Origin of the sequence: Dokdonia sp. Dokd-P16, assembly GCF_003095655.1 — a bacterium.
GTDB lineage: Bacteria > Bacteroidota > Bacteroidia > Flavobacteriales > Flavobacteriaceae > Dokdonia.
The window spans coordinates 1,934,233-1,959,562 of record NZ_CP029151.1; the positions used below are offsets into that span (position 1 = coordinate 1,934,233).

The 25,330-nt window shown below is 37.3% G+C and carries 24 protein-coding genes, 1 tRNA gene and 1 pseudogene; 15 read left to right on the forward strand and 11 right to left on the reverse strand.

Annotated features, from left to right (window positions below; genetic code table 11):
* Window positions 1-82 precede the first annotated feature (82 nt).
* Entirely contained in the window at window positions 83-799 is a 717-nt protein-coding gene (locus DCS32_RS08670; protein WP_108877914.1) for a copper homeostasis protein CutC, read from the forward strand.
* Between the two features lie 57 nt (window positions 800-856).
* On the opposite strand, the gene lepA is transcribed toward DCS32_RS08670, so the two are convergent.
* A complete protein-coding gene (lepA, locus tag DCS32_RS08675) occupies window positions 857-2,653 on the reverse strand; it encodes a translation elongation factor 4 (protein ID WP_013750166.1) in 1,797 nt (598 codons plus the stop codon).
* A gap of 135 nt (window positions 2,654-2,788) precedes the next feature.
* Between lepA and DCS32_RS08680 the strand changes: the two genes are divergently transcribed.
* On the forward strand, window positions 2,789-5,200 hold the full coding sequence (locus DCS32_RS08680; protein ID WP_108877915.1) for an outer membrane beta-barrel protein: 2,412 nt from the start codon (window positions 2,789-2,791) through the stop codon (window positions 5,198-5,200).
* A 228-nt stretch (window positions 5,201-5,428) separates the two neighbouring features.
* Window positions 5,429-6,421 (forward strand): tRNA dihydrouridine synthase DusB, encoded by a 993-nt coding sequence (gene dusB, locus DCS32_RS08685; protein ID WP_108877916.1) that lies wholly within the window; start codon window positions 5,429-5,431, stop codon window positions 6,419-6,421.
* On the opposite strand, the gene DCS32_RS08690 is transcribed toward dusB, so the two are convergent.
* Both DCS32_RS08690 and rbfA read right to left on the reverse strand, forming a co-directional pair.
* Window positions 6,418-7,623, reverse strand: a complete 1,206-nt coding sequence (locus DCS32_RS08690) for an ABC transporter permease (RefSeq protein WP_108877917.1) — start codon at window positions 7,621-7,623, stop codon at window positions 6,418-6,420. The two genes, dusB and DCS32_RS08690, sit on opposite strands and share 4 nt — an antisense overlap.
* Complete coding sequence (gene rbfA / locus DCS32_RS08695; RefSeq protein ID WP_013750162.1) at window positions 7,624-8,016, reverse strand: 30S ribosome-binding factor RbfA; 393 nt, start codon at window positions 8,014-8,016, stop codon at window positions 7,624-7,626. It lies immediately after the preceding gene.
* 160 nt (window positions 8,017-8,176) lie between these two features.
* On the opposite strand from rbfA, the gene mce reads away from it, so the two are divergent.
* Window positions 8,177-8,584, forward strand: a complete 408-nt coding sequence (gene mce / locus DCS32_RS08700; protein ID WP_108877918.1) for a methylmalonyl-CoA epimerase — start codon at window positions 8,177-8,179, stop codon at window positions 8,582-8,584.
* 79 nt (window positions 8,585-8,663) lie between these two features.
* Window positions 8,664-8,737: transfer RNA gene (locus DCS32_RS08705), tRNA-Ile, on the forward strand.
* 451 nt (window positions 8,738-9,188) lie between these two features.
* Here DCS32_RS08705 and DCS32_RS08710 read toward each other — a convergent pair.
* Window positions 9,189-9,776 carry a riboflavin synthase gene (locus tag DCS32_RS08710; protein ID WP_108877919.1) on the reverse strand — a complete coding sequence of 196 codons (588 nt, stop codon included), beginning with the start codon at window positions 9,774-9,776 and terminating at the stop codon, window positions 9,189-9,191.
* A 59-nt stretch (window positions 9,777-9,835) separates the two neighbouring features.
* On the opposite strand from DCS32_RS08710, the gene pdxA reads away from it, so the two are divergent.
* The 6 genes from pdxA (at window position 9,836) to accC (ending at window position 14,909) form a co-directional block, all read left to right on the forward strand.
* Window positions 9,836-10,918 (forward strand): 4-hydroxythreonine-4-phosphate dehydrogenase PdxA, encoded by a 1,083-nt coding sequence (gene pdxA, locus DCS32_RS08715; protein WP_108877920.1) that lies wholly within the window; start codon window positions 9,836-9,838, stop codon window positions 10,916-10,918.
* Window positions 10,919-11,025: 107 nt separating this feature from the next.
* Window positions 11,026-11,565, forward strand: coding sequence for a YceD family protein (locus DCS32_RS08720; RefSeq protein WP_108879265.1), 540 nt, complete (start codon window positions 11,026-11,028; stop codon window positions 11,563-11,565).
* A 9-nt stretch (window positions 11,566-11,574) separates the two neighbouring features.
* Entirely contained in the window at window positions 11,575-11,772 is a 198-nt protein-coding gene (rpmF, locus tag DCS32_RS08725) for a 50S ribosomal protein L32 (protein WP_013750156.1), read from the forward strand.
* A gap of 163 nt (window positions 11,773-11,935) precedes the next feature.
* The gene (locus DCS32_RS08730; protein ID WP_108877921.1) at window positions 11,936-12,934 is read left to right on the forward strand and encodes a beta-ketoacyl-ACP synthase III; all 999 of its coding nucleotides are present in this window, start codon (window positions 11,936-11,938) and stop codon (window positions 12,932-12,934) included.
* Between the two features lie 27 nt (window positions 12,935-12,961).
* Window positions 12,962-13,450, forward strand: coding sequence for an acetyl-CoA carboxylase biotin carboxyl carrier protein (gene accB, locus DCS32_RS08735; RefSeq protein WP_108877922.1), 489 nt, complete (start codon window positions 12,962-12,964; stop codon window positions 13,448-13,450).
* A gap of 106 nt (window positions 13,451-13,556) precedes the next feature.
* Window positions 13,557-14,909: an acetyl-CoA carboxylase biotin carboxylase subunit gene (gene accC, locus DCS32_RS08740; RefSeq protein ID WP_013750153.1), complete on the forward strand. Its 1,353-nt coding sequence runs from the start codon at window positions 13,557-13,559 to the stop codon at window positions 14,907-14,909.
* Window positions 14,910-14,968: 59 nt separating this feature from the next.
* Here the strand turns inward: accC and DCS32_RS08745 are convergent, their stop codons facing one another.
* Window positions 14,969-15,442, reverse strand: a complete 474-nt coding sequence (locus DCS32_RS08745; protein ID WP_108877923.1) for a DUF1572 domain-containing protein — start codon at window positions 15,440-15,442, stop codon at window positions 14,969-14,971.
* A gap of 158 nt (window positions 15,443-15,600) precedes the next feature.
* On the opposite strand from DCS32_RS08745, the gene DCS32_RS08750 reads away from it, so the two are divergent.
* Entirely contained in the window at window positions 15,601-16,536 is a 936-nt protein-coding gene (locus DCS32_RS08750; RefSeq protein WP_108877924.1) for a lipid A deacylase LpxR family protein, read from the forward strand.
* Window positions 16,537-16,604: 68 nt separating this feature from the next.
* On the opposite strand, the pseudogene DCS32_RS08755 reads toward DCS32_RS08750, so the two are convergent.
* From DCS32_RS08755 to DCS32_RS08780, 6 genes and pseudogenes are all read right to left on the reverse strand, one after another.
* Window positions 16,605-16,793, reverse strand: a pseudogene (locus tag DCS32_RS08755) (DUF2200 family protein); the annotation flags it as partial.
* A gap of 2 nt (window positions 16,794-16,795) precedes the next feature.
* Window positions 16,796-17,485: a GNAT family N-acetyltransferase gene (locus tag DCS32_RS08760; protein WP_108877925.1), complete on the reverse strand. Its 690-nt coding sequence runs from the start codon at window positions 17,483-17,485 to the stop codon at window positions 16,796-16,798.
* A 102-nt stretch (window positions 17,486-17,587) separates the two neighbouring features.
* A complete protein-coding gene (locus DCS32_RS08765) occupies window positions 17,588-17,893 on the reverse strand; it encodes a dATP/dGTP pyrophosphohydrolase domain-containing protein (protein WP_108877926.1) in 306 nt (101 codons plus the stop codon).
* A gap of 25 nt (window positions 17,894-17,918) precedes the next feature.
* The gene (locus tag DCS32_RS08770) at window positions 17,919-18,644 is read right to left on the reverse strand and encodes a DUF4328 domain-containing protein (RefSeq protein ID WP_162533622.1); all 726 of its coding nucleotides are present in this window, start codon (window positions 18,642-18,644) and stop codon (window positions 17,919-17,921) included.
* A gap of 237 nt (window positions 18,645-18,881) precedes the next feature.
* Entirely contained in the window at window positions 18,882-20,516 is a 1,635-nt protein-coding gene (locus tag DCS32_RS08775) for a 4Fe-4S binding protein (RefSeq protein ID WP_108877928.1), read from the reverse strand.
* 21 nt (window positions 20,517-20,537) lie between these two features.
* On the reverse strand, window positions 20,538-21,878 hold the full coding sequence (locus DCS32_RS08780) for an NAD(P)/FAD-dependent oxidoreductase (RefSeq protein WP_108877929.1): 1,341 nt from the start codon (window positions 21,876-21,878) through the stop codon (window positions 20,538-20,540).
* Between the two features lie 357 nt (window positions 21,879-22,235).
* On the opposite strand from DCS32_RS08780, the gene DCS32_RS08785 reads away from it, so the two are divergent.
* The 3 genes from DCS32_RS08785 to DCS32_RS08795 all read left to right on the forward strand — a co-directional run bounded on the left by DCS32_RS08785 (window position 22,236) and on the right by DCS32_RS08795 (window position 25,262).
* Entirely contained in the window at window positions 22,236-22,958 is a 723-nt protein-coding gene (locus tag DCS32_RS08785) for a DUF547 domain-containing protein (RefSeq protein WP_108877930.1), read from the forward strand.
* 185 nt (window positions 22,959-23,143) lie between these two features.
* Complete coding sequence (locus tag DCS32_RS08790; protein WP_108877931.1) at window positions 23,144-24,034, forward strand: hypothetical protein; 891 nt, start codon at window positions 23,144-23,146, stop codon at window positions 24,032-24,034.
* 217 nt (window positions 24,035-24,251) lie between these two features.
* Complete coding sequence (locus DCS32_RS08795) at window positions 24,252-25,262, forward strand: glycoside hydrolase family 113 (RefSeq protein WP_108877932.1); 1,011 nt, start codon at window positions 24,252-24,254, stop codon at window positions 25,260-25,262.
* Window positions 25,263-25,330 lie beyond the last annotated feature (68 nt).

Here is a 25,330-nt window from a genome sequence, read left to right on the forward strand (position 1 = left end):
TCTAAGATACAGAAAAGCAGTAATTCTTTAAACCGACTTTTACATTAAAGAAAGGGCACATATGGTTTAGTATCTTTAAAAAATGAAATTAGAAATCTGTGCAAACTCGTTTGAAAGTGCTCTGGATGCTCAAGATGCAGGAGCACATCGTATTGAACTTTGTCAAGAGCTGTCACTTGGAGGTATTACTCCTAGTCATGGTTTGATAGAGAAAGTGATGCAAGAACTAGAGATTCCTGTGTTTGTACTCATAAGGCCAAGATCTGGAGATTTTATGTACTCGGAAGCAGAGTTTGATGTGATGTTGCGGGATATTGCTTTCGCGAAAGCGCAAGGTGCTCAAGGAATAGTTTCTGGAATATTAAACATAGATTTTACAATTGACGCAGACAGGACTAAACAATTAATCGTGGAATGTGGCGAACTACCTTTCACCTTTCATCGTGCTTTTGATTGGACGCCTGATGTTCTTGCTGCCTTAGAGCTGCTCATAGATATGGGAGCTCAGAGGATTTTAACTTCTGGAATGAATGTTAATGTGAATGAAGGTTATGAAACCTTGGTGCAATTGCTAGCTGCGGCTAGAAATCGTATAGGTATTTTACCTGGCGGAGGAATTTCTGTTGATAATATTATGAAATTTAAGAACGCAGGTTTTAGCGAAGTGCATGGTAGTTTGAGTAGTAGTGCGTTTGGATATAATCATGCTATAAAAATGCATTCGCTAGCAGGTCATGAAAATAACTTACTTCAAACCTCTGATGTTTTTAAAATAAAGGCACTCTTAAATATGCTATAAAAAAAAGGGTGCAGTTTTAAAACTGCACCCTTTGATATTAATTATTATAGTTGATGATTAATCATTCAACTTAAGAACCGCCATAAATGCTTCTTGTGGAATTTCTACATTACCCACGGCACGCATACGCTTCTTACCTTTCTTTTGTTTTTCTAGTAGCTTACGCTTACGAGAGATATCTCCACCATAACACTTAGCCGTTACATCCTTACGAAGTGCTTTAACCGTCTCACGAGAGATGATTTTAGCCCCAATAGCTGCTTGTATTGGAATGTCAAACTGCTGGCGTGGTATTAATTCTCTTAATTTCTCACACATACGCTTACCTATATCGTATGCATTGTCTTGGTGCAATAACGCAGATAATGCATCTACCGCTTGCCCGTTGAGGAGTACATCAACTTTTACAAGTTTTGAAGCGCGTAATCCTATAGGAGAGTAATCAAAAGAAGCATACCCTTTTGATACTGTTTTAAGACGATCATAGAAGTCAAAAACAATCTCTGCAAGTGGCATGTCAAAATTAAGTTCTACCCTTTCTGTAGTTAGGTATGTCTGGCTTACAATCTGTCCTCTTTTTTCAATACATAAAGACATTACAGGTCCCACAAAATCAGATTTTGTAATGATAGTTGCTTTAATGAAAGGTTCTTCTACACGGTTTAAAGAAGAAGGTTCAGGAAGATCTGAAGGATTATTTACTAGAATAATCTCTTCAGGGTTTTTATGTGTAAAGGCATGGTAAGACACGTTAGGTACCGTAGTGATAACCGTCATGTCAAATTCACGCTCAAGACGTTCTTGTATGATTTCTAGGTGAAGCATTCCAAGGAATCCACAACGGAAACCAAAACCTAGTGCTGCCGAACTCTCTGGCTCAAAAACTAGAGAAGCATCATTAAGTTGTAGTTTTTCCATAGAGTTACGAAGCTCTTCGTAGTCCTCGGTGTCTACTGGATAGATACCGGCAAAAACCATTGGTTTTACATCTTCAAAACCTTCAATAGCATTTTGCGTTGGGTTCTTGGCATCTGTAATTGTATCTCCCACTTTTACTTCGCGGGCATCTTTTATTCCAGTGATTAGGTAGCCTACATCACCAGTTTTTACTTCTTGCTTTGGGGCTTGTGTAAGTTTTAACGTACCTACCTCGTCTGCGCCGTATGTGTTTCCTGTTGCGACAAACTTAATTTGCTGGTTTTTCTTGATACTTCCATTAATAACGCGGAAGTAAGTCTCAACACCACGGAAAGGGTTGTAAACACTGTCAAATATCAAAGCTTGAAGAGGTTCATCTGGATTTCCTTTTGGTGCAGGAATACGATTGATTACCGCAGCAAGAATCTCTTTGATGCCAATTCCAGTTTTTGCAGAAGCGGGTATAATGTCTTCTGGTTCGCATCCTAGAAGGTCTACGATATCATCTGTAACCTCTTCTGGATTTGCACTTGGAAGATCTATTTTATTAAGAACAGGGATAATCTCAAGATCATTTTCTAATGCTAGATAAAGATTTGAAATTGTTTGTGCTTGTATACTTTGAGCAGCATCAACAACTAGTAAAGCTCCTTCACAAGCAGCGATACTTCGAGATACTTCATAAGAGAAATCCACGTGTCCAGGAGTGTCTATGAGGTTGAGAATATAATTTTCTCCCTCATATACATATTCCATTTGGATAGCGTGAGATTTGATCGTGATTCCACGCTCACGCTCTAGGTCCATACTGTCTAGCAGTTGTGCTTGAGATTCACGTTTTGTAACCGTTGCAGTCTCATCAAGTAGACGATCTGCAAGTGTACTTTTACCGTGATCAATATGGGCAATTATGCAAAAATTTCGGATGTTCTTCATAGTCTCTCAAATAGACTGCAAATATACGAGATATGACACCATATTGTCACGGTATTAAAAATTAGAATAATTATTATAAAAAAATGTTAAATACATTGTGCTCATTATTAGGTTTCTATCTATTTTTATCAACTTATGACAAAAATTAAGAACTCCCTCATTCTCATATTCATAGTGTTAACAGCGTTTTCCGCTTATTCTCAAGACTTTAACATTAGTGGTAAAGTGCAAGATGTTAATGCACAACCTATTCCATTTGCAAACGTAGTGTTGCTAGATGCAGAAAAGGAAATCATACAAGGTACTATTACAGAAGACAATGGGTCTTTTGTGATTTCTTCTATCAAACCATCTGATGAATATTACATTAAGGTGAGTTTTGTAGGGTTTGAAGATGCTACAACTAGTGTGTTTTCCCTTTCGGGAAATAAAACGCTTCCTCCAATTATTTTACAAGCTAGTCAAGAAACCTTAGATGAAGTCACAATTACTGCTAAGACACCTACTGTTGTGCGCAAGGCAGATAGACTTGTGTTTAATGTGGAAAATAGTATTCTCTCTACTGGAAGTACACTAGATATCTTAAGACGTACACCTGCTGTAGTTGTAACTCAAGGAGGAATAAATGTTAGGAATCAACCTGTTACTGTATATCTTAATGATAGAAAAGTACAACTCAGTGTTGAAGAGATAAGAAGTTTACTAGAAAGTCTGGACGGGAATAATATAAAGTCTGTTGAGGTGATTACAAATCCTCCAGCTAAGTATGATGCAGAGGGAGGAGCTATTTTAAATATCAATACCTCTAAGGCTGTTGCAGCTGGTTACAAAGGAAATGTGAGTGCTACAGGTACTTATGCTATTTACCCAAAACATACTTTTGGTACTAGTCATTTTTTTAAAAATGATAAGGTAAGCTTGTTCTTTAATTATAGTTATAATCCTCTTAAAGCTACAAAGCAGAGTGATAACTCAATTAATTATGTAGATCAAGGTGTTAGTACGATTTGGGATCAAGATTTTGAACGTAAGACTTGGTCTAAGGCACACAATGCAAATCTTGTTGTAGATTATGAGCTAACGGAGAAGTCACAATTAAGTTTATCTGTAATAGGTTTATTTTCTCCAGATGTTTTTGAATTTACAAGAGCAACGACAGATGTTATCTCTCCTTCGCAAGATCCTTTTTTTATAAGAACACAAAGTAATATAGACAGTGATCGTAACAATGTAGCTTTTGATTTAAAGCATACATACGCCCTAGAGAAAGGAGAGCTTAGTACAAGTGCACACTTTACTAGTTTTAATCGTAGTAAACTACAACGACTAGGATCAATCTATACAGATCAAAATGATGATGTACTCAGTAACGTAAGGTTTGCAACAGATGCGACTCAAGATATCGAGATTTTTACGGGACAGGTAGATTATAATACGAGTTTTGGCGAAGTGCTTTTTGAATCAGGTGCAAAAGTTGCGATTATAGATTCTCAATCTAAGATTGATTTTTTTGATTTAAATAATGTCGAAAATACAGGACTTGAGCAGGCACAAAGCGATAACTTCTTATATGATGAAAATGTATACGCTGCATATATTTCGTTTAATAAAGATTGGGAAAAATGGTCTATTAAAGGTGGTTTAAGAGCTGAACAAACAAATAGTGTAGGAAATTCTATTGTTTTAAATACAAAGACAGAGTTAGATTATTTTGAATTATTCCCTAGTGCTTATGTGCAATATAGCCCTTTTGAAAACCACAGCTTTGCGATAGATTATTCTCGTAGGTTAGAAAGACCGCGCTACCAAGACCTTAATCCATTTGCATATTTTATAAATGAAAACAATTTCATAATAGGAAATTCTGGACTTCAACCATCTTTTAGTCATCAATTCAATGTGAACTATTCATTAAAAGATGAATACTTTTTTGATGTTTATTATAGAGATAATGGAGAGAACATTGTTACGGTGGCTACACAAGACAACGAGAATCAAGTGTTGAGGTCAGACAGTCAGAATGCTTTAGGGAGTAAATCTTGGGGGCTAGATTTTAATCATGGTCGCTCTGTAAGTAGCTGGCTTTATACAAGTGTGTATTTAAGTGCTTTTCATGAAGAAGATTCATTCCTTATAAATAGATCTACAAACACTAGCTTTAAAAATGACGTAAATGGATTTTATGCTTATGTGGGAAACTATCTTACCCTAGATAACGCAGAGACCTTAACGGGTTTTGTGACCTTCGAGTACTTATCTAAATTTATCGTAGGTTCCTATACTCAAGATGAAACCATTCAACTGGACCTTGGCCTTCGTAAATCTTTATGGAATAAGAGAGCTTCTTTGAGCTTATCTGTAGGAGATATTCTTAATCAGGCAAATGCTGTTGTATCAGCCAAATATGAGGGGCTAGACAATCAATATTTTCCTGAATTGGAGACTCAATTTCTTAGAATTGGGTTCAATTATAATTTTGGTAACTATAAGTTGAAAGATAATAATCGCGATTTAGATAAGGCAGAGCGAGATAGAATTAACAATTAAGACAAGTATTCATCGATAATACTATTACAAAACCACTTCAACGAAGTGGTTTTGTTGTTTAGATACAAATCCGTTTTACAATTACTTCTTGAGCGCTTCGTTTTATTCACTTGGAAAAAGAAAGTACCTTTGCGGTTGTTACGCTTTCGCGAAAGCGTACTAAAAAACATAATGCGTTTACAATAAAACAGTGGTGACATTTATTACCACACTTTTTAATACCGAATAATGGCAAAAATAGGAGATATAGATGTAGGAGATTTTCCGCTATTACTGGCGCCTATGGAGGATGTGAGTGATCCACCTTTTAGGGCGTTGTGTAAAGAGCAGGGGGCAGATGTGGTGTATACGGAGTTTATCTCTAGTGAGGGCTTGATAAGAGATGCTGCCAAAAGTGTCATGAAGCTTGATATTTATGAAAAAGAACGCCCTGTAGGAATCCAAATATTTGGTGCTGTAGAGGAGTCTATGCTGCGCAGTGTAGAGATTGTAGAGGCTAGTGGTCCAGATATTATAGATATCAACTTTGGATGTCCAGTAAAAAAAGTGGTTTCTAAAGGAGCAGGAGCTGGAATTTTGAAGGATATTGACTTAATGGTAAGCCTTACTAAAGCTATGGTAAATCATACCAAGCTTCCAGTAACGGTAAAGACTCGTCTAGGCTGGGATCACGATAGTATAAAAATCGTTGAGGTTGCAGAGCGATTACAAGATGTAGGTTGTGCTGCCATATCTATACATGGTCGTACACGTGCACAAATGTATAAAGGAGATGCAGACTGGGGTCCTATTGCAGAGGTGAAGAATAATCCTCGTATGCATATTCCTGTGTTTGGTAATGGTGATGTAAATACACCAGAGCGTGCTGTAGAGATGCGTGATAAGTATGGACTAGATGGTGCGATGATAGGTCGCGCAAGTATAGGATATCCTTGGTTTTTTAATGAAGTAAAGCATTTCATGGAAACGGGAACACACAAGGCGCCTCCTACTATGAAAGAACGTATAGAAGCCGCAAGACGTCACCTACAGATGTCTATAGACTGGAAAGGTGAAGTGCTAGGTGTTTTTGAAACACGAAGACATTATACAAATTATTTTAGAGGGATTCCACACTTTAAGGAATACAGAATGAAGCTAGTAACTTCAGATCAAAGTGTAGATGTATTTACAGCGCTAGATGTTATCGAAAAAGAATTTGGTGACTACCAGTTCGTCTAAGAGTCTTCTATAAGTTTTCTATTTATTCTAGTAGCTGCAAGTCTAGCTGCTAGAAAACCTAATATTAATATAGTGGCGTATACGAGCACGATATTAATTACTTCAAACTTTACAGGATAAGGAAGTTCGGCAGTGATAGGTATAAAGCCAAATTGCTGCTGCAGGACTATAAGTATCGCTCCTAGTAGAATACCAACAGCTCCGCCTATAACAATCATGAGCGCACCCTGAGTAAATATTATTTTTCTTATAGTAGGTAGCGTTGCTCCTAAGTCACTTAGTGTCTTGATGTGTTTGCGTTTATCTACAATAATCATAATTAAACTTCCTACAAAGCTAAAAAGAGCGATAATAAGTACGAGCGTACAAATAAAGTACAAAGCCAGATTTTCTGTGTTGAGCATTTTATAAAGAGCATCGTTAAGCTCTATTCTATTTTTGATAATGATATTATTATTAAAAATAGCATTTAACTCTTCACGCAGATTATCTTCATCTGCATCTGGATTTAGTTTAAACTCAATGGTGCTTATTTGGTTTACAGGATAATCAAGGAGAGAACCTACAAAGTCAATATTACCAAAAACGTGATCGTTATCTAGTGCCTCTCCTGCTTGAAAAACACCGCTTACCATTGCTTTAGAGGAGTTGAAAGCCTGTGTGGGGTCTGTAATCTGACCCGTACCTGGTTTTGGCGTCATGATAGTAACGAGACTTCCATAATCTCCTACATTTATTGATAATCGCTTGCGCACGAGAAGTCCCATAGAAACTTCAGGTTCTCCTGTACTAGGCCAGTAGCCTACAAAAATAGTGCTGTCCATTTGAGTGACATCTAGGTATTGCTCATCCACACCTTTTAAGAAGGCTAGTGAGGTTCTTCCATCATACTCAAGATATGCACGTTCTTCAATAATTTTAGAATAAGAAGCTACGCCTTTTAAGGAGTTGAGCTGCTGTTCTTGATCTGGAGATAGGGTAATGGTCTTTCCTGAAGCGGGAGCAATTTTTAAATCTGGATCTATAATGGAAGTTATAGATAAATTAAACTCCTTAAGTCCAGAGAACGCTGAGAGTACTATAAACAGTACTAATGTTCCTAGTATAATGCTTACCACAGATACTAGTGTGATGATATTTACGGCATTCGTGCCGCTTTTAGAAATAAGATATCTCTTTGCAATATAATAGGGAAATTGCATTTATATCTTTTTACGTCGCGCTAGTAAGCTAGGATCTTCAAGTGGATTTTCCTCGCGCTTAAGAGAGCGTTCAATACCGTCTAGATACTCTAGTGTATCGTCTATAAAAAATTGTAACTCAGGCATACGGCGCAGCTGGTGGCGTGTGCGTTGAGAGATATTATGTCTTATAATAGGTTTTACTTGATTTACCTCTTTAAGTATATCGGCTGCTTTGTCGTTTGGGAAAACGCTTAGATATACTTTGGCAATAGAAAGATCTGTAGGAACTTTTACCTTAGTAACGGACACAATGATGCCTCCCTTACCACTGTCACGTAGTGCGTTCTGAAGAACTTCTGCAAGATCCTTCTGAAGAACTCCTGCTACTTTTTTCTGTCTGTTTGATTCCATAGACTGCAAAAATACGTTTTTTGAATTGTATTACTTTTGTGTAAGTAAGTTATCATTAAACTTTAGTAGTAATAATGGTTGTAATTACGCTTTCGCGAAAGCTAAACTTGCCTACACGATACTATTAGTATGAAACAACATATCATAAATTAAATAAACTATGAAAAAAATAGAGCATATAGGAATTGCAGTTAAAGATCTTGAGGCGGGAAATAATTTATACGAGAAGTTGCTGGGTGTAGCTCATTATAAGATAGAAGAAGTAGCCTCAGAAGGAGTGCGTACATCTTTTTTCCAATCTGGACCTAATAAGATAGAACTCCTAGAGGCAACAACAGAAGATGGGCCTATTGCTAAATTCTTAGAAAAGAAAGGAGAAGGTATCCATCACATAGCCTTTGCAGTAGAGAATATCGTAGAAGAAATGGAGCGATTAAAAAAAGAAGGCTTTATTTTATTAAATGAAAAACCAAAGAAAGGAGCTGATAATAAGCTGGTTGTCTTTGTGCACCCTAAGACTGCTGGAGGTGTTCTAGTAGAATTATGTCAAGAAATAGATAATTTGTAATAAAAACCTTTGGTTGGGTCAAGATTTATATTAAATTTGCAGCCGTTTTCAACCTCATCTGAGAAACATAGAAAACAACGGTCCCATAGCTCAGCTGGTTAGAGCATCTGACTCATAATCAGAGGGTCCTTGGTTCGAGCCCAAGTGGGACCACTTTTTTAGTTAGAATACTAAATCCATAAATTTTATCGTTTTACTGTAAAATATTAATTAGATAACCTATCTAATTGGTATTTCGGTATGTTCTTATATTAAATTAAAATTACAAGTAATTTGCTTGTAATTCCGTTTAAATGCGTATTATTGGTGTCGAAATACACAAATATACCCAACCTAAGCTCTGGAAGCTTGTAAAATTATTTTACAGCCAAAGGGTATTACTTTTGAATTATTATGAGCCCCAATCTCAGAACTTTCATTGCAACAATTATCCTATCATTCGTGGGGATATGTGCATATGCACAAGATGGACCTCCGCCTCCGGGCACTAGGACATCCTCGCTGCCTGGACTTGTCGCGCCTATAGATGACAATATCATTATATTGGTAATTTGTGGTGTACTAGCAGGTGCTTTTTACGCTTACAAGAATAATAAAGCTAGATCTAATAGCCCTGCGTAAGACGTTTTACATATTTCCCTATTACATCAAACTCTAAGTTTACCTCCGAACCTATTTTAAAGTCTTTAAATACGGTGTTCTCATATGTGTAAGGAATAATAGCTACACTAAAGCCTCCTTCTGTAGAGTCTACTACGGTTAAGCTTGTCCCATTTACAGTGATAGATCCCTTTTCAATAGTAACATTTCCTAATGAAGTGTCATATTTAAAAGTAAATCTCCAGCTTCCATTCTCTTCCTCAATGTTAGTGCATGTTCCCACTTGGTCTACATGACCTTGTACAATATGTCCGTCAAGACGTGCGCCTAGTTGCATAGCGCGCTCTAGATTTACAGTGTCGTTAGTAGCGAGGCTGTTTAAATTTGTCTTGTCAAGAGTTTCTTGTATGGCTGTAACTTTATAAGTGTCATTCTTTATGGCAACTACTGTGAGGCAAACACCGTTGTGAGCAACACTTTGGTCAATTTTAAGTTGGCTAGTGATAGTGCTCCTTACGGTATAATGTATATTTTCTTGGTCTTTTTCAATTGAAACTATGGTAGCAAGATCTTCGATAATACCTGTAAACATGAATGGATTTTATTTGGTTACTTTTGTGTTGTAAAAATACAAAACGCTAGAAGCATCACATGAATAAAGATCAAAAAGTACGTGTAGGGATTTCTATTGGAGATTTAAATGGAATAGGGGCAGAGGTTGTGATAAAGACATTTTCAGAAGTGATGATGTTTGATTTTTGTACGCCTATAATTTTTGCTTCGGCAAAGACACTTTCTTATATTAAGAAGTCTTTGAGTTTACAAGCAGAGTTTCATGGTATAGACGCTTTCGCGAAAGCGTTAGATAACAAAATAAACGTCTATAATTTATGGAAGGAGCCTGTAGAGATTAAATGGGGAGAGGCGACTGAAACAGCAGGCGATTATGCTTTAAAGTCTTTTGTGGAAGCTACTAAGGCGCTTAAAAATGGAGATATTGATGTACTTGTAACCGCTCCTATAAATAAGGCTAATATCCAGAAAGAAGATTTTGCATTCCCGGGTCATACAGATTATCTAGCACAAGAGCTAGAGGGCGATGCGATGATGCTTATGATTACAGATACGCTTAAGGTAGGTTTGCTAACAGATCACGTTCCTGTAAAAGATGTGGCTAGTGAGATTACACCAGAGGTGATTGTTAAGAAAGTAAATACATTATATAATGCCTTGAAGCAAGATTTTGGCGTAGATAGGCCTAAAATTGCTTTACTGGGCATTAATCCTCATGTAGGAGACAACGGAGTTATAGGAGATGATGATGATAAGGTATTGATACCTACGCTTGAAAAAATGCGTGCAAATGGTCAGTTAGTTTACGGGCCTTATGCTGCAGATAGCTTTTTTGGGTCAGGGAATTATAAAAATTTTGATGCAATTCTAGCTGCTTATCACGACCAAGGGTTAATTCCTTTTAAGACATTATCTTTTGGTAAGGGTGTTAATTATACTGCGGGATTAGATAAAATACGCACATCCCCAGATCATGGTACGGCATATGAGATTGCAGGTAAGGGAGTGGCAGACGAGGGTTCTTTTAGGGAAGCTGTTTTTTCGGCAGTAAAGATTTATAATAAAAGAAAAGAATACCAAGAGATTACAAAGGATGTACTTAAGGTTTCTCCTAGACGTGCTGGTAGAGAGCGATCGGGAAGACCGCCAGCAAAAAGATAAGATACTAAAGACATTTTTAGTATTTGTAGAGAATTAAAATAAAATTGAGCTTGTGCTTTGTGATATAAAAAATTATGTATCTTTGCACGCTCCAAACGGCTGATGTGATGAAAGGATTGAAACCATACACCATACAATACGTAGGTTTAAAAGAAGGAGAGCATACATTTGATTACACGATTACAAAATCGTTCTTTGATCTTTTTGAATATGATGACTTTAATGATGCAAACATTGAGGCTACACTTCTCTTAACAAAGAAGTCTACTTTTATGGAGTTTGATTTTAAAATCTCAGGTACTATCAATGTGAATTGTGATGTTACTAATGAGCCTTATGATCAACCTGTAGAAGATGTCTACACTCTTGTAGTGAAGTTTGGTCAAGAGTTTAATAATGATATTGAAGATATTTTAATCTTGCCTTACGGTGAGTATGAAGTAAATGTCGCTCAGTATATTTATGAACTCATTATATTAGCACTGCCTAATAAGAGGGTTCACCCTGGCATTGAGGATGGGACATTGCAGTCAGATATATTAGATAAGCTGGAAGAATTAAGTATTCCAGATCAAAAAGTAAAAGAAGAAAAAGAAAATACAGATCCTAGATGGGATTCTTTAAAAAAACTATTAACAGATAAATAAGAGTACGTAATGGCACATCCTAAGAGAAAAATCTCCAAAACAAGAAGAGATAAAAGAAGAACGCATTACAAAGCTGCTATACCACAAATAGCTGTAGATCCAACAACTGGAGAGGCACACCTTTACCACAGAGCACACTGGTTTGAAGGGAAGTTGTACTATAGAGGTCAAGTAGTTATTGATAAGACGGAAGAAGTAGAGGCGTAAGCTTTGCTTTTATAAAATAGAACTCTCACGTTGTGAGAGTTTTTTTTATGCTCACAATTCATCAAAAAAAGTTAATTAAAGGCTGGTTTTGATCAATTTTTAGTATTTTTCCCCTCGTTTTTGACTATAATCGTCAATATTCGAAAAAATCTAACTGAAACAAATGAGTAAAATCTCAGCGGCAATTACAGCTGTAGGAGCTTACGTTCCAGACTATGTCTTGACCAATGAAATACTGGCAGGCATGGTAGATACTAATGATGAGTGGATAACCTCTCGCACTGGTATTAAAGAACGTAGAATCCTCAAGGAAAAGGGAAAGGGAACTTCGTTTCTAGCCATAAAGGCAGCCCAAGACCTTCTTGCAAAAAGACAACTTGACCCCTCAGAAATTGATATGGTCATAGTTGCGACTGCGACACCAGATATGCCTGTGGCATCCACAGCAGTGTATACTGCAACTCAAATAGGAGCCGTAAATGCTTTTGCATTTGATCTTTCGGCTGCATGTTCTAGCTTCCTTTACGGGATGTCTACAGCAGCGAGCTATATTGAGTCTGGTCGTTATAAAAAAATACTTCTTATCGGGGCAGATAAAATGTCCTCTATTATAGACTATACAGATAGAACAACCTGTATCATCTTTGGTGATGGTGCTGGAGCTGTCTTGTTTGAACCCAATGAAGAAGGATTGGGACTACAAGACGAGCTCTTACGATCTGATGGAATAGGTAGAGAGTATCTTAAGATTGATGCCGGAGGAAGTATATTACCTCCTTCACAAGAAACTATAGATAATAAACAGCACACTGTCTTTCAAGATGGAAAGACTGTTTTCAAATTTGCAGTGTCTAATATGGCAGATGTAAGTGATAAAATAATGAAGCGTAATAACCTTACGGGTGACGACGTAGACTTCCTTATCGCACATCAAGCAAACAAGCGTATTATAGATGCTACCTCAAGACGAATGGGTCTTGATGATGATAAAGTACTTATTAATATACATAGGTATGGAAATACCACGTCAGCTACCTTACCCTTGCTGATGAGTGATTACGAAAACCAACTAAAAAAAGGAGATAATATTATATTTGCTGCCTTTGGTGGTGGATTCACTTGGGGTTCAATTTACCTCAAGTGGGCATATAACTCCAACTAAAACTAAACAAGCTAAATTCAAACACTTATGGATTTAAAAGAAATTCAAAACCTGATCAGATTTGTTGCAAAGTCTGGCGCGAGCGAAGTAAAACTTGAAATGGATGACGTAAAAATCACGATCAAGACTGGCGAAGATGATAAGGCACCTACTACTTTCTTACAGCAAATGCCTGCAATGCAAATGGCCCCACAAGCGCCAGTAGCAGCAGCACCTGCCCCAGAAGCAGCCGCTCCTGTAGCACCAGCTGCTCCAGTAGAGGATGAAAATTCAAAATATATCACTATAAAGTCTCCTATTATCGGAACTTTTTATAGAAAGCCTGCACCAGACAAGCCTATGTTTGTAGAGGTAGGAAAACAAATCTCAGAAGGAGATGTACTTTGTGTTATTGAAGCGATGAAGCTTTTTAACGAGATCGAAAGTGAAGTATCTGGAACAATCGTAAAGATTCTTGTAGACGATTCTTCTCCTGTAGAGTTTGATCAACCATTATTCTTGGTAGATCCATCATAATCCCTTGCGGGTATTTTAATCATTGAGGAGGTATTGTAGTAGTACGCTTTCGCGAAAGCGTAATCTTACTGCTCATTTTTACGTACCACAATAAAAAATAAACACTATGTTTAAAAAGATACTTATAGCAAATCGTGGTGAGATTGCACTCCGTGTGATACGCACGTGTAAGGAGATGGGAATCAAAACCGTAGCGGTATACTCTACTGCAGATCGTGAGAGTTTACACGTGAAGTTTGCAGATGAGGCCGTATGTATAGGACCTGCGCCTAGTGCAGAGTCTTATCTTAAAATGTCTAATGTTATTGCTGCTGCAGAGATTACAAATGCAGACGCAATTCACCCGGGATATGGTTTCTTATCTGAGAACGCAAAGTTTTCAAAAATATGTGAGGAGCACGATATTAAATTTATAGGAGCATCTGCAGAGATGATTTCTAAAATGGGAGATAAGGCAACTGCAAAGAAAACAATGAAAGCAGCCGGTGTACCATGTGTACCTGGATCTGACGGAATTATAAAAGACTTTGAAGAGTGCCAGAAACTAGCAAAAGAAACTGGTTACCCTGTTATGCTTAAAGCTACTGCCGGTGGTGGTGGTAAAGGTATGCGTGCTGTATGGAAGAAAGAAGATCTTCTTAAGGCTTGGGAAGGTGCTCGTCAAGAAAGTGCTGCGGCATTTGGAAATGATGGCATGTATATGGAAAAGCTTATTGAAGAGCCACGCCATATTGAAATCCAGATTGTAGGAGATAGCAACGGTAAAGCGTGTCACCTCTCTGAAAGAGATTGTTCTGTACAAAGACGTCACCAAAAACTTACTGAGGAGACTCCGTCACCATTTATGACAGATGACCTACGTGAGCGTATGGGAGAAGCTGCTGTAAAAGCTGCCGAATATATTAAGTATGAAGGAGCAGGTACGGTTGAGTTTCTTGTAGATAAACATCGCAACTTCTACTTCATGGAGATGAACACTCGTATCCAAGTAGAGCATCCTATTACAGAGCAGGTAGTAGATTACGATTTAATACGTGAGCAAATACTTGTTGCTGCTGGAGTACCAGTATCAGGAAAGAATTATTACCCACAGTTACACTCTATCGAGTGTCGTATAAATGCAGAAGATCCTTATAACGGTTTTAGACCATCACCAGGGCGCATTACTAATTTGCATGCACCAGGAGGTCACGGAGTACGTATAGATACTCACGTTTATAGTGGTTATATGATTCCTCCTAATTATGACTCTATGATTGCAAAGTTGATTACTACTGCGCAAACTAGAGAAGAGGCAATTAATAAAATGAAGCGTGCTCTTGATGAGTTTGTGATTGAAGGTATTAAAACAACAATTCCTTTTCACAGACAGTTGATGGATCACCCGGATTATATAGCTGGTAATTATACAACGAAGTTTATGGAAGACTTTGTAATGAAGCCAGCAGAACAAGAATAGTTTTTAAAAAATCTCGATAGCAATATCGAGATTTTTTTGATTTAGATGATAGCAGTAGATTACTTTAATTGGGCTCGCAACATCTTTTTTATAAGCACTATCTGCCCAAAATGATAATGTGAGTGTTCTAATAAGCCTACTAAGTTATGCTCATAACTGCCATATTTTTTCAACACAAATTCTTCTTTTAATTTCTCTTGAGGAAAATCTTTTGCTAGTTGTGCACAGCGATGTGTCGCCGCATAGAGTTGTTCTTTTTGTAATTGCCATGCTGCTTCCGTAGTGATCAAGGGAGCATCAAAACTTAAAGAATCCTTAGCAAGAAGTGGTTTGCCTTCTAGTACGTCTCCCACAGCATTTATGTAATAGTGAATATGAAATACTAGCTGCGCTATACTGTTGAGTCCATAGAGACTCGTGATGGCCTCTTCTACAGAAACATCATCTAGGTGTTGCAATAGATGTGATCCCGTCAGATTAGGCCCTGTAATGAGTTGCTGTAGGTGAACGCCTAGTAATTGTGAAGTAGTCATCTATCGTAATTTTTTACAAGATATTATTTATTACGCTTTCGCGAAAGCGTATATAGAGACCATAACCTTTATGATATATAATTAGGATCTTATTTTAAAAACCTTGATTGCAAATTTCTCGTATACTTAGTATGAGGAATTTGTGTTGTCTATTAGTTATGTTATCGCTTTCAAGCCAGTATTCTTGGAGCCAAAAAATTGATAATACTACTTCCTATAGAGCAATAAATACGGATCATTATTTTAGGTTTAGCTATGACAATGACTACTTTGCTGCAACAGATGAAAATTATACCCAAGGCTATAGTTTTGAATTGGTAGCACCATTTTTAGCGAAAAATCCTGTCAATAAGTTGTTTTATATACCTAAAAATACCGAGCGTCGCTATGGATTATCCATCGAGCATATAGGGTTTACACCTAATCATTATGAGCTCCCAGAAATACAAGTGAGCGACAGGCCATTTGCTGCAGCAATAATGCTCAAGAGCTCCATGATTGCGGTAGATGTTTCTGCAAAAAGTATATTTAGTAGTGGTTTAAGTATTGGAATTATAGGTCCTGGAGCTTTTGGCGAAGAAATGCAGCGAGGCATTCATGAGGCTACGGGAAATAAAATTCCGCTGGGGTGGAGAAATCAAATTAAAAATGATCTCATACTTAACTACGAACTAGGATATGAGAAGCAACTATTGAGGTACGAAGATTTATTCTCGCTTCAAGCGAGTGCACATGCAAAAGTAGGAACTCTTTTTACTAATGGATCATTAGGATTAAATAGTACTGTGGGGATTATTAATAATTCATTTTCATCACTATCAGAGCGTAGCGGTTTTAAACTATACGCCTATGCCGCCCCTATGGTGAGCGTCATTGGTTATGACGCTACATTACAAGGAGGATTGATTAATCGAGATAGTCCATACACCATTGCGTCTGGAGATGTGCAAAGAGTAACGGGACAGTTTGATTATGGACTTATTCTTAAAACGAAAAAGCTCTATTTTGAATACACTCGCTCAGTAATTACAAAGGAATTTGCGACTGGCAGCTCTTATAAATGGGGAGGTATTAGGATTGGGTTTACGTTGTAAAAGCTTGTCTTGATTTACTAGAGTTTTTACTGCTGTTTACAGATACCTTTTAGTAAATGCGTATGCTTTTACTGAGTTCGTAAGATTTTTTCCATAGAACGACCTCTGGCTAGTTCATCAACTAGTTTGTCAAGGTATCTAACTTGTCGCGTAAGATCGTTCTCTATTTCTTCGATACGATAACCGCAAATAACTCCTTTGATAAGCTGAGCATTAGGATGAAGTGATGCATTTTCAAAAAATGTAGTAAACGTTACATTTATTCTTTTCTACAATATAACCACCAGTTCATATCTCTAGTGACCTCAAATCCTAATCTTTCATATAATGGGATTGCAAGGTTCCCTTTATTCGTATGTAAAATGGGTGTCTTGTTTTCTTTTAAGATCTCTTTGGCATTGTAAGCAATGAGCTGACTAGCTAATTTTTGCTTTGTGTAATCTGGATGGGTGACTACGGAGCTTATTTCTACAAAGAGATTGGTTTGCATGCGCTGTCCAGCGATGGCAACTAGTTTGCCGTTTTTAATAATTCCATAGAAATGGCCCATTTCAAAGCTGCGCTTTTGATAGAAACCTGGCATTACTAACCATACAAGCTCATAAATTTCATCAATATAAGATTTGTCCAATAATATGATCTCTTCGGTGATTTCAACTTTACTTAATTCTTTCAACACCATCTGGCACCCATCAATTTTTCTGTCTAGTACAACTTTTGTTTCATCTATTTGAGGTGTTTGGTTTTCTGTAACGAAGAAGAAATCTTTTCTTGTTTTTATATATTCTCTAGAAGCAGTTGCAGTCTTTGCTTCATTAAAGAAAGCTCCAAACGTACATACCGCGGGATCATAAAAAAGAACACCATCAAAAGTAACGGCAAACTTTTTATGTGTTTCATCTAAAGAATACCAGACAGGGTTTTCTAATTGTTGGGGTAGGGTTGTCATTGAGCTGATGGAAGATTAAGTTTTATTAAAATTTTTACAGTTCTGTAGTCGTTTATAAAGTTGATTTCTTAACCAAAAGTATACCTATAAGAAAGTTTGAAATTATGACTTTATATGTGAATAGCTATTATTTGAATTCTTCTTCCAAGTTCGCTTCATATTGATGGTAAGCTTCTCTTCGTAGGCTATCATTACTTCTTCTGCGCTTATTCCCATTCTAGCTGCTACGTCAAATATGCACATGATAGCATCTGCATACTCCACTGGATTTTTGATGTTCTTAGTAATATCCTCCTCAATTTCTCGTATCTCTTCTTTTGCTTTTTGAAGCGATCCCATTGGGGTTGCTTCTGTAAATGTTCTAAGAGACCATTCTAGTCTTTCCTTTTCTAATGCGATGATATCCATGATTCGGTTAATTTTAAGCTATTTACTAAATAGATTCTTGTTTTTCTAAACTTGAAATTTTCTCTTCTTTAGACGAATAGTTTTTGATAATAGTTACGGTCACGATAGCTAGCGGTATTCCTAATATCGACATAACCATGTCTGCAATAGTACTATTCATTAAGGTCTCAATAGTTTGTTCTTTAAAGATACTCTTAAGTACATAATTACCTACATAGTTAGATACAATCCATAGCGTCCACCAAAGTCCGATAACTGTAGTATTGCTGTCTAAGTAGTTAGAGTCTTTAGCTTTTATTAAACGTGTTGTTTTTTTCCACATTTCCTTCATTATCTGATACGGACGATACAATGAAATTATAGGTACAAACCAACTACCTGCAGCCCATCCATCTGTGTGGTTTGTTTTTGTTCTGATATTCAGGTTGTAGTAGGCTCTTCTAAACCATTGAATAAACGTTACTGTAGATGTTATAAATATGATTGTGTAAAGAATGGCTACAATTTGTTCTCTAGTGTCGTTTGCATTTAGTGCTTGCTCAGTAACAAACTCATCATTTTGTATTAACCTTAGAATGTCATACTGTAGGTAAGATGATATGATTGAGAAGATGTCGAGAATCATTACAAGCCAGATTAATGTCTGTGCAATTTTTGCTCTTTTCAGATTTGGCTTTATGGCATTTACGTTATAAGTTATTCTTGTTTTAGTCGGGTTGTTGTTACTGTTTTCTACGTTTGAATTTTCCAAGGGAGTAGCCGGTTTTTTTAGTTTATATATTTCTAAGTGATATGGAGCCACCGAAAATACAACACCTTAGTGCTTTATTTTTACGGATTCCCATATAATCATATTTTTTTTGAAATAAAGTGCATGTAAGGTTATCAGAAATAAGTTTTAACACACAGTTTAAAACCAAAAAAACCACCACAGTTTCCTGAGGTGGTTTTTGAAATATCACATTTTCGCGAAAGCGTAATAAAATAGTTACGCTACATCTTGATCATTATTTACATAGTCCATAAGGTCTACGTCATTACCTAGTAATACTTGAGTAGGATTGATACGACCTGCTTCTGGTCCGTTTTCTAATTTAAGTACGCCACGAGGACATACAGCACTACATACACCACAACCTACACAGCTAGAGCGCACGATGTTTTCTCCCTTTTGAGCATATGCACGTACATCAATTCCTTGCTCACAATAGGTAGAACAGTTACCACAAGAGATACATTGCCCTCCGTTTGTAGTGATCCTAAAACGAGATTTAAAACGTTGTACAAATCCTAAGTAGGCTGCTAGCGGGCATCCAAAACGACACCATACACGGTTACCAAAAATAGGGTAGAACCCAGTCCCGATTACTCCTGCAAACCAAGCTCCTATCAAGAAACTATACGTATCCTTAATCCACTGCGTGTTGATACCTAGTAGCGACTCTGCTCCTGTGAAGTAGCAATACAAAGTAACCACGGTCATTACAAGTGAGAAAGCAAGTACAGAATGAATGAGCCATCGCTCCAGCTTCCAGGCTTTCATAGATTTATTAGAATGCTGGCGGTAGGGATCGCCAAGAGTTTCGGCAAGTCCACCACAACCACAAACCCAACTACAGTACCATCTTTTTCCGAAGAAGTATACCATTACTGGCACAATAACTAGTGTAAGCACAATACCCCATACGAGGATGAAAATACCTAGGCCACCACTCTGAGTAAGTGTGTCGAGATTCCACTCAAAGAAGAAATCATAATCTAGCGGGAATGCGTTTTTAAAATCATAACCAGGCTTTCCTAAACTTGCCATAATCTCAGGGATAAGAAAGGCAAATACAATCTGGAAGAATAGTACAGATGTAGTACGTACAATCTGGTATTTATTGTGACGGTATTTTATATACATACGCACCGCCATAGTTACCATAATCACACAGTATAAAAAGCCATATACAAACCACTGGCTCGCATCACCTCCGTTAAGCGCATTACTTATAGGGTCGAGTACAAATGTCCAGTTTACCACATAGTCTGCATTAAAATAAAGTACGAGATAAAATAGTACGAGGTACACAAGCACCAGCCAGGCAATCCATCCTCTATTTGTTGCTGCCTCGTGATATACGTGGTCATTTTTGATACCTGGTTTGCCTAGCAACACGAGATTAGGAAAAATGAACATAAGAGCTCCTAGTATTCCTAGCCCAAAGGTTAAGAACCACATAAGTCCTTTATTTTCTACTATAAATCCTGTTCCGGCTTTTTTGGCTAGTGAGAAGCTAAAGGCTTGAAAGTCTTTATCATTTATTCTGTACTGATATTGTTCTCCTTTTTTATCCCACTCTTTAGCTGCGTCATACTTAGCTATTTGAGCATCATAATAGGTGTTATTTTCGGCAAGGGCATTACGTATGGCACCTGTAAAAGCAAATGTGCCGAGTTTTTTACCCACTACGTTATCTGAGATTTTTTGAGCTACTAGCTCACTTTTAATTCCTTTTTCAGAAATAAAGGAATCAAGTTGTTCTTGTTTTAAGGTGAAGTCTCCCATAAAGATGGAAGCTGTCCAGATGGCAAGCCCAGTAATAAAGATCACCAAGCCTAGGTTTTTAATAATTTTCATAAGTGTAAGTCGTTAGGTTGGTTATGCAAAAATTCTTTTCCAGCTTTTCTTTTTGGGACTAAGCGATGTCCCGTATGCAGCATTATAAGCATCGAGAATATCTTTCTCGTAATGGCTATAAAACTCAGGATCAAAGTTGGCATCCTTAAGATGCTCTAGTACATAGTCTGTAGTTTGCCCTTCGGTAAGCCAGCGGTCAAATAGTTCATGACGCAGGCGTATTCCAAAATTATTTATTCCTATAAACTTGCGAGTACCTTCTTGCATCTCGATAGTGATACATTTATTATCATCCTTATGCATCCAGTGAAAGTGTATATTACCTTCTTTAGGTTTTGAGAATACCCATCCATAGGTCTGGTATTCTATATCCATAAACTTAGCACTATTAAACCAGTGCCCAGGGTTATATGCCGTAGGTTTTCCAGTAAGTGTCTGAGCAAGTGCCTCGCCCATCATTCTACCAGTGTACCACACAGCCTCTATAGGACGACGGCCGTTTATACCGTCGTGCTGCTCTGCACAATCACCTATGGCATAAATATCTTTTATATTAGTCTCTAGCATAGGATTGACCTTGATACCTCGTCCTATCTCAATACCGCTATCTTTTAAGAAAGCCACATTAGGAGACACACCAGCGGTAAGTCCCACTACGTTGCAGGCTATTTCTTCTCCTGTCTCTTTTATAGTTACAGCGCGTACTTTACCATTATCATCTGCTAGAATACTATCTAGATTAAAGCCTAAACGTAAATCTACGTGGTGAGATTTAATGTGTCTGTTAATCATCTCACTTTCTCCTTGTGGTAAAACACCATTCCAGAAACTATTTTCTCGTACTAAAAATGTGACCGGTATATCACGCGTGAGCAGCATCTCTACCATCTCAATACCTATAAGACCGCCACCTACTACCACAGCACGTTTACAGGTTTCTTTATCTGGAGCATTTGCCTCTAGTTTATCTAGATCTTGTTTTGAGTACAACCCTTGTACACCATCGAGATCTTGTCCTGGCCAGCCAAATTTATTAGGAGTAGATCCCACGGCAAGTACCAGCTTATCATAACTCATTTTTTCACCACCAGAGAGTAGTAATTGTTTGTTTTCATGATCTACAGTCTCTACAAAAGCGCGTTTAAGATCGATACGGTTTTTCTTCCAGAAGTAATCTTCATACGGCTTTGTATGTTCATATTTCATGTGTCCCATATAGATATACATGAGCGCCGTACGAGAAAAGAAGTGATCCGTTTCGGCAGAAATGATGGTGATCTTTTTGTCAGAAGCCTTGCGGATGTGTCTCGCGGTGGTAACGCCAGAAATACCGTTGCCTATAATGACGATGTGTTCTTCCATAGAGGTTGGTTTTATATAATTTTCACCTAAGTAAAAACTAAAAAATGAATGGTTGTTGTTGTCTCGCTTTCGCGAAAAAATCTTTTTGTTACCCTTTCGCGAAAGCAAAATATATAGTAGTCTAAACAAGTATTTTAAAACTTGTTTCTATGAGATAACATATCCTTGGGTCGTTTTAAAGATAGTAAACTTAATGTGATGCTGTCTATTTAGAATTTATCTAAATGAAAAAGTGCTGTAAGGAAATTATAGTCTTGATTATGGAGCGTACTGAACTGGTTATTTTAAATTTTTAATGATCTGGCTGTAAGTCTCTCTATTTGAGCTCGACCCATTGTGCAGAAAAAAAGTTTACTTATGAAATCAATTACCAACCTCGCACTACTTCTATTAATCACCTTGTCAAGTGTGCACATCCAAGCACAAGACACGGCAGCATTTTTTGCTAATGCAGATACTTTTTTTAAAGCAAACGTAAAAAATGGGCTAGTGAATTATAAAGCGGTAAAGGCAAATCCACAAGCGCTAGATAAGCTATTAGAAAATGCAGCATCTATATCTGTAAGCACATCTGACGCGGCAACGTATCAATCTTTCTGGATTAACGCATATAATCTAGCGGTAATTAAAGGAATCACAGAGAAGTACCCAGTAAAACAACCACTATCTATAAAAGGTTTTTTTGATAAAAACACCTACAAGTTAGGCGGGACGAATATTACCTTAAATGATATTGAAAATAAGAAACTCAGAGCACAATTTCCTGGAGAACCTCGTTTTCACTTTGTACTAGTATGTGCAGGTTTAGGGTGTCCTCCTATTATCAATGAGGCATATACACCAGCCAAATTAAAATCACAACTACAACGCCAGACCACGATTGCTGTTAATAATCCTAACTTCATTAAAGTGAAAGGTAACAAGGTCCAGATTTCTCAAATATTTGAGTGGTATAAAGAAGATTTTGTGCGCAAGGGTACAGAAATAGATTTTCTAAATAAATACCGTAAAGAAGCAATTTCTAGTGATGCAAAGCTTTCATACTATCCATATGACTGGACGCTTAATGATACTAAATAAAAGTTCTAGTACATTAGAGTTGGTATAAATCACTTGCTCTAACTCCAATAAAATTTATCTATTACAACTACTCGACATCAGTCGAGGTAGGTAACTATTGTCTAAAAAAGCCGTTCTCACCAGATAGTATTAAACCCTAGCCGTCTGGTGTGTAACGCACAAATAAATAATCAAAAACAACTACAATGAAAAAAACAATCCTATTAGTCGCTTTAATGCTTATTGCTGCAACATCTTTTGCACAAGATGATACAGAAAACCTTGAAGACGGAGGCTCTGTGATACAAACACTCACACCTTCTAAACTTATCTCAAAAGGGCAATTTGATATCAAATGGTTTAATAATCTATACACAGAGACTAAAGACACCTTCGGAGAAAATGGTGAGGATCGTGACATCCCAAGGAATAATTTCTTTACATCAACACTTGAAGTATATACTGGTGTTTCAAATAATAATAGAGTAAACGTAGGATTAATACTAGAGGCAAGATCTAGCACTATAGGCGGTCGTGATGCCTTTGATGTTTTTAAATTTGATGGTGAGCGCGGCACTGCGCGTAGCGGTCTTACATCTATAGCACCATCTGTAAAGTTTGTTCCGTTTAGTAAAGTAAATAATTTCTCTATCCAGAGTTCGTTTTTTATTCCTCTGGTGGATAATGAGACAGAAGACGGTGTTTTTCTAGATCAAAAAGGATTTACATGGCAAAACAGATTTTTCTTTGACCACACTTTTGCAGGAGGAGACTGGCAATTATTTGCCGATTTAAACTCTGAGCTCAACTTTGGAGATGATGAGGATAGTTTTGCAAATGATAGTTTGCGTCTTACACCAGGATTGTTTTTAAGTTATTTCCCAAGTTCAAAATTTACAGTTTTAGGCCTTGTACAGCACTCACAACTTCTTGACCTAGGAAACGAATTTTCTCAAGACTTTACAGCTGTGGGTGGTGGTGCAAAATATCAACTTACAGATGCTCTCAACCTTGAGGCATTATATACAAACTTTGTAAGAGGAAACGATACTGGATTAGGGCAGACTTTTAACCTAGGGTTGAGAGCTGTTTTTTAACATATAGCTAGAGCGCTTAGGTTCCCCTAATCTAAGCTTTTTACAAGTGCAATGTATATTCATATATGTTAACTACAATGAGGATACTGCACACTTTTAAAGACCCTGAGAGTTACCCAGCTCTTAGGGTCTTATTGTTTTTGAGCTTATTTTTTAATAAAAATAAGCTTCTCAAACTTTAATCGTAAACACATATCTTTAAATCAAAAATAAGTAGATGAAAAAGATTATAGGGTGCCTCTTTTTATTGATTTGTCTACAAGCGTGTACTGCTCAAAAAGCGCAAGAACAAAAAATAAATGGCGTAAGTTTTGTTGCAAATCGTAATCCGGTAGATAGCACTCATGTAAGCCCTGTACAACTTGTAAATGCAAACTATGCTGCGGTAATGCCGTTTGGGTTTGTGCCACAAAAAGATAAACCACAAATCATATACAATACAGACAGGCAGTGGTATGGAGAGACCAGAGAAGGAGGTCGCAACTATGTGTCAGAATTGCACAAAGCAGGTATTGAGGTGATGGTAAAACCACAGATATGGATGCGCAATGGCGAGTTTACTGGGTACCTTAAAATGGAAACAGAGTCAGAGTGGACAGCGCTTGAAGATTCATACCGCAACTTTATAATTGATTATGCCACACTATCGCAAGAAGAAGGAGCAACCATTTTTTGCATAGGTACAGAGTTAGAACAATTTGTAACAAACAGACCAGATTTTTGGACGCAACTTATTATTGATATAAGAAAGGTGTACAATGGTAAACTTACGTATGCTGCAAACTGGGATGAGTATAAGACAACTCCATTTTGGAGCCAACTAGACTACATAGGGATTGATGCTTATTTTCCTGTTTGTGATGATCAAACGCCATCTGTGGAGTGTGTTACCGCAGGATGGCAACGATGGAAGGAGGAGATGTCCGCTTTCGCGAAAGCGGAAAACCGCAAAGTGATTTTTACAGAATTTGGGTACCGCTCTGTAGATTATACAGGTAAAGAGCCGTGGAAGGCAGATAGATCTATGACCACCGTAAATCTTGAGGGACAGGCACAAGCTACGCAAGCTCTCTTTGATACAATATGGGATGAAGAGTGGATGGCAGGAGGATTTATCTGGAAGTGGTTTATAAAACATGATGAGGTAGGAGGTCCAGAAAACAACCAATTTACACCACAAAACAAACCAGCCGAAGCTGTAATAAGACAGCATTATGGTAAATATTAAATAGGATATTCATTATTTATTTAAGTAAATAATGGCGTCTTGCGCAATGATTGTACATTACTTTCGAC

What these genes read in the sequence shown, in the direction of transcription:
- DCS32_RS08710 (WP_108877919.1), bottom strand. Translation starts at nt 9,776, where the DNA reads ATGTTTACAGGTATTATCGAAGATCTTGCTACCATAGTTTCAATTGAA.
- DCS32_RS08775 (WP_108877928.1), bottom strand. Translation starts at nt 20,516, where the DNA reads ATGAAAATTATTAAAAACCTAGGCTTGGTGATCTTTATTACTGGGCTT.
- DCS32_RS08690 (WP_108877917.1), bottom strand. Translation starts at nt 7,623, where the DNA reads ATGCAATTTCCCTATTATATTGCAAAGAGATATCTTATTTCTAAAAGC.
- DCS32_RS08750 (WP_108877924.1), top strand. Translation starts at nt 15,601, where the DNA reads ATGTTATCGCTTTCAAGCCAGTATTCTTGGAGCCAAAAAATTGATAAT.
- rpmF (WP_013750156.1), top strand. Translation starts at nt 11,575, where the DNA reads ATGGCACATCCTAAGAGAAAAATCTCCAAAACAAGAAGAGATAAAAGA.
- DCS32_RS08765 (WP_108877926.1), bottom strand. Translation starts at nt 17,893, where the DNA reads ATGGATATCATCGCATTAGAAAAGGAAAGACTAGAATGGTCTCTTAGA.
- DCS32_RS08720 (WP_108879265.1), top strand. Translation starts at nt 11,026, where the DNA reads ATGAAAGGATTGAAACCATACACCATACAATACGTAGGTTTAAAAGAA.
- accC (WP_013750153.1), top strand. Translation starts at nt 13,557, where the DNA reads ATGTTTAAAAAGATACTTATAGCAAATCGTGGTGAGATTGCACTCCGT.
- DCS32_RS08785 (WP_108877930.1), top strand. Translation starts at nt 22,236, where the DNA reads ATGAAATCAATTACCAACCTCGCACTACTTCTATTAATCACCTTGTCA.
- mce (WP_108877918.1), top strand. Translation starts at nt 8,177, where the DNA reads ATGAAAAAAATAGAGCATATAGGAATTGCAGTTAAAGATCTTGAGGCG.
- lepA (WP_013750166.1), bottom strand. Translation starts at nt 2,653, where the DNA reads ATGAAGAACATCCGAAATTTTTGCATAATTGCCCATATTGATCACGGT.
- pdxA (WP_108877920.1), top strand. Translation starts at nt 9,836, where the DNA reads ATGAATAAAGATCAAAAAGTACGTGTAGGGATTTCTATTGGAGATTTA.
- accB (WP_108877922.1), top strand. Translation starts at nt 12,962, where the DNA reads ATGGATTTAAAAGAAATTCAAAACCTGATCAGATTTGTTGCAAAGTCT.
- DCS32_RS08780 (WP_108877929.1), bottom strand. Translation starts at nt 21,878, where the DNA reads ATGGAAGAACACATCGTCATTATAGGCAACGGTATTTCTGGCGTTACC.
- DCS32_RS08670 (WP_108877914.1), top strand. Translation starts at nt 83, where the DNA reads ATGAAATTAGAAATCTGTGCAAACTCGTTTGAAAGTGCTCTGGATGCT.
- DCS32_RS08680 (WP_108877915.1), top strand. Translation starts at nt 2,789, where the DNA reads ATGACAAAAATTAAGAACTCCCTCATTCTCATATTCATAGTGTTAACA.
- dusB (WP_108877916.1), top strand. Translation starts at nt 5,429, where the DNA reads ATGGCAAAAATAGGAGATATAGATGTAGGAGATTTTCCGCTATTACTG.
- DCS32_RS08760 (WP_108877925.1), bottom strand. Translation starts at nt 17,485, where the DNA reads ATGACAACCCTACCCCAACAATTAGAAAACCCTGTCTGGTATTCTTTA.
- DCS32_RS08730 (WP_108877921.1), top strand. Translation starts at nt 11,936, where the DNA reads ATGAGTAAAATCTCAGCGGCAATTACAGCTGTAGGAGCTTACGTTCCA.
- DCS32_RS08790 (WP_108877931.1), top strand. Translation starts at nt 23,144, where the DNA reads ATGAAAAAAACAATCCTATTAGTCGCTTTAATGCTTATTGCTGCAACA.
- DCS32_RS08745 (WP_108877923.1), bottom strand. Translation starts at nt 15,442, where the DNA reads ATGACTACTTCACAATTACTAGGCGTTCACCTACAGCAACTCATTACA.
- DCS32_RS08795 (WP_108877932.1), top strand. Translation starts at nt 24,252, where the DNA reads ATGAAAAAGATTATAGGGTGCCTCTTTTTATTGATTTGTCTACAAGCG.
- rbfA (WP_013750162.1), bottom strand. Translation starts at nt 8,016, where the DNA reads ATGGAATCAAACAGACAGAAAAAAGTAGCAGGAGTTCTTCAGAAGGAT.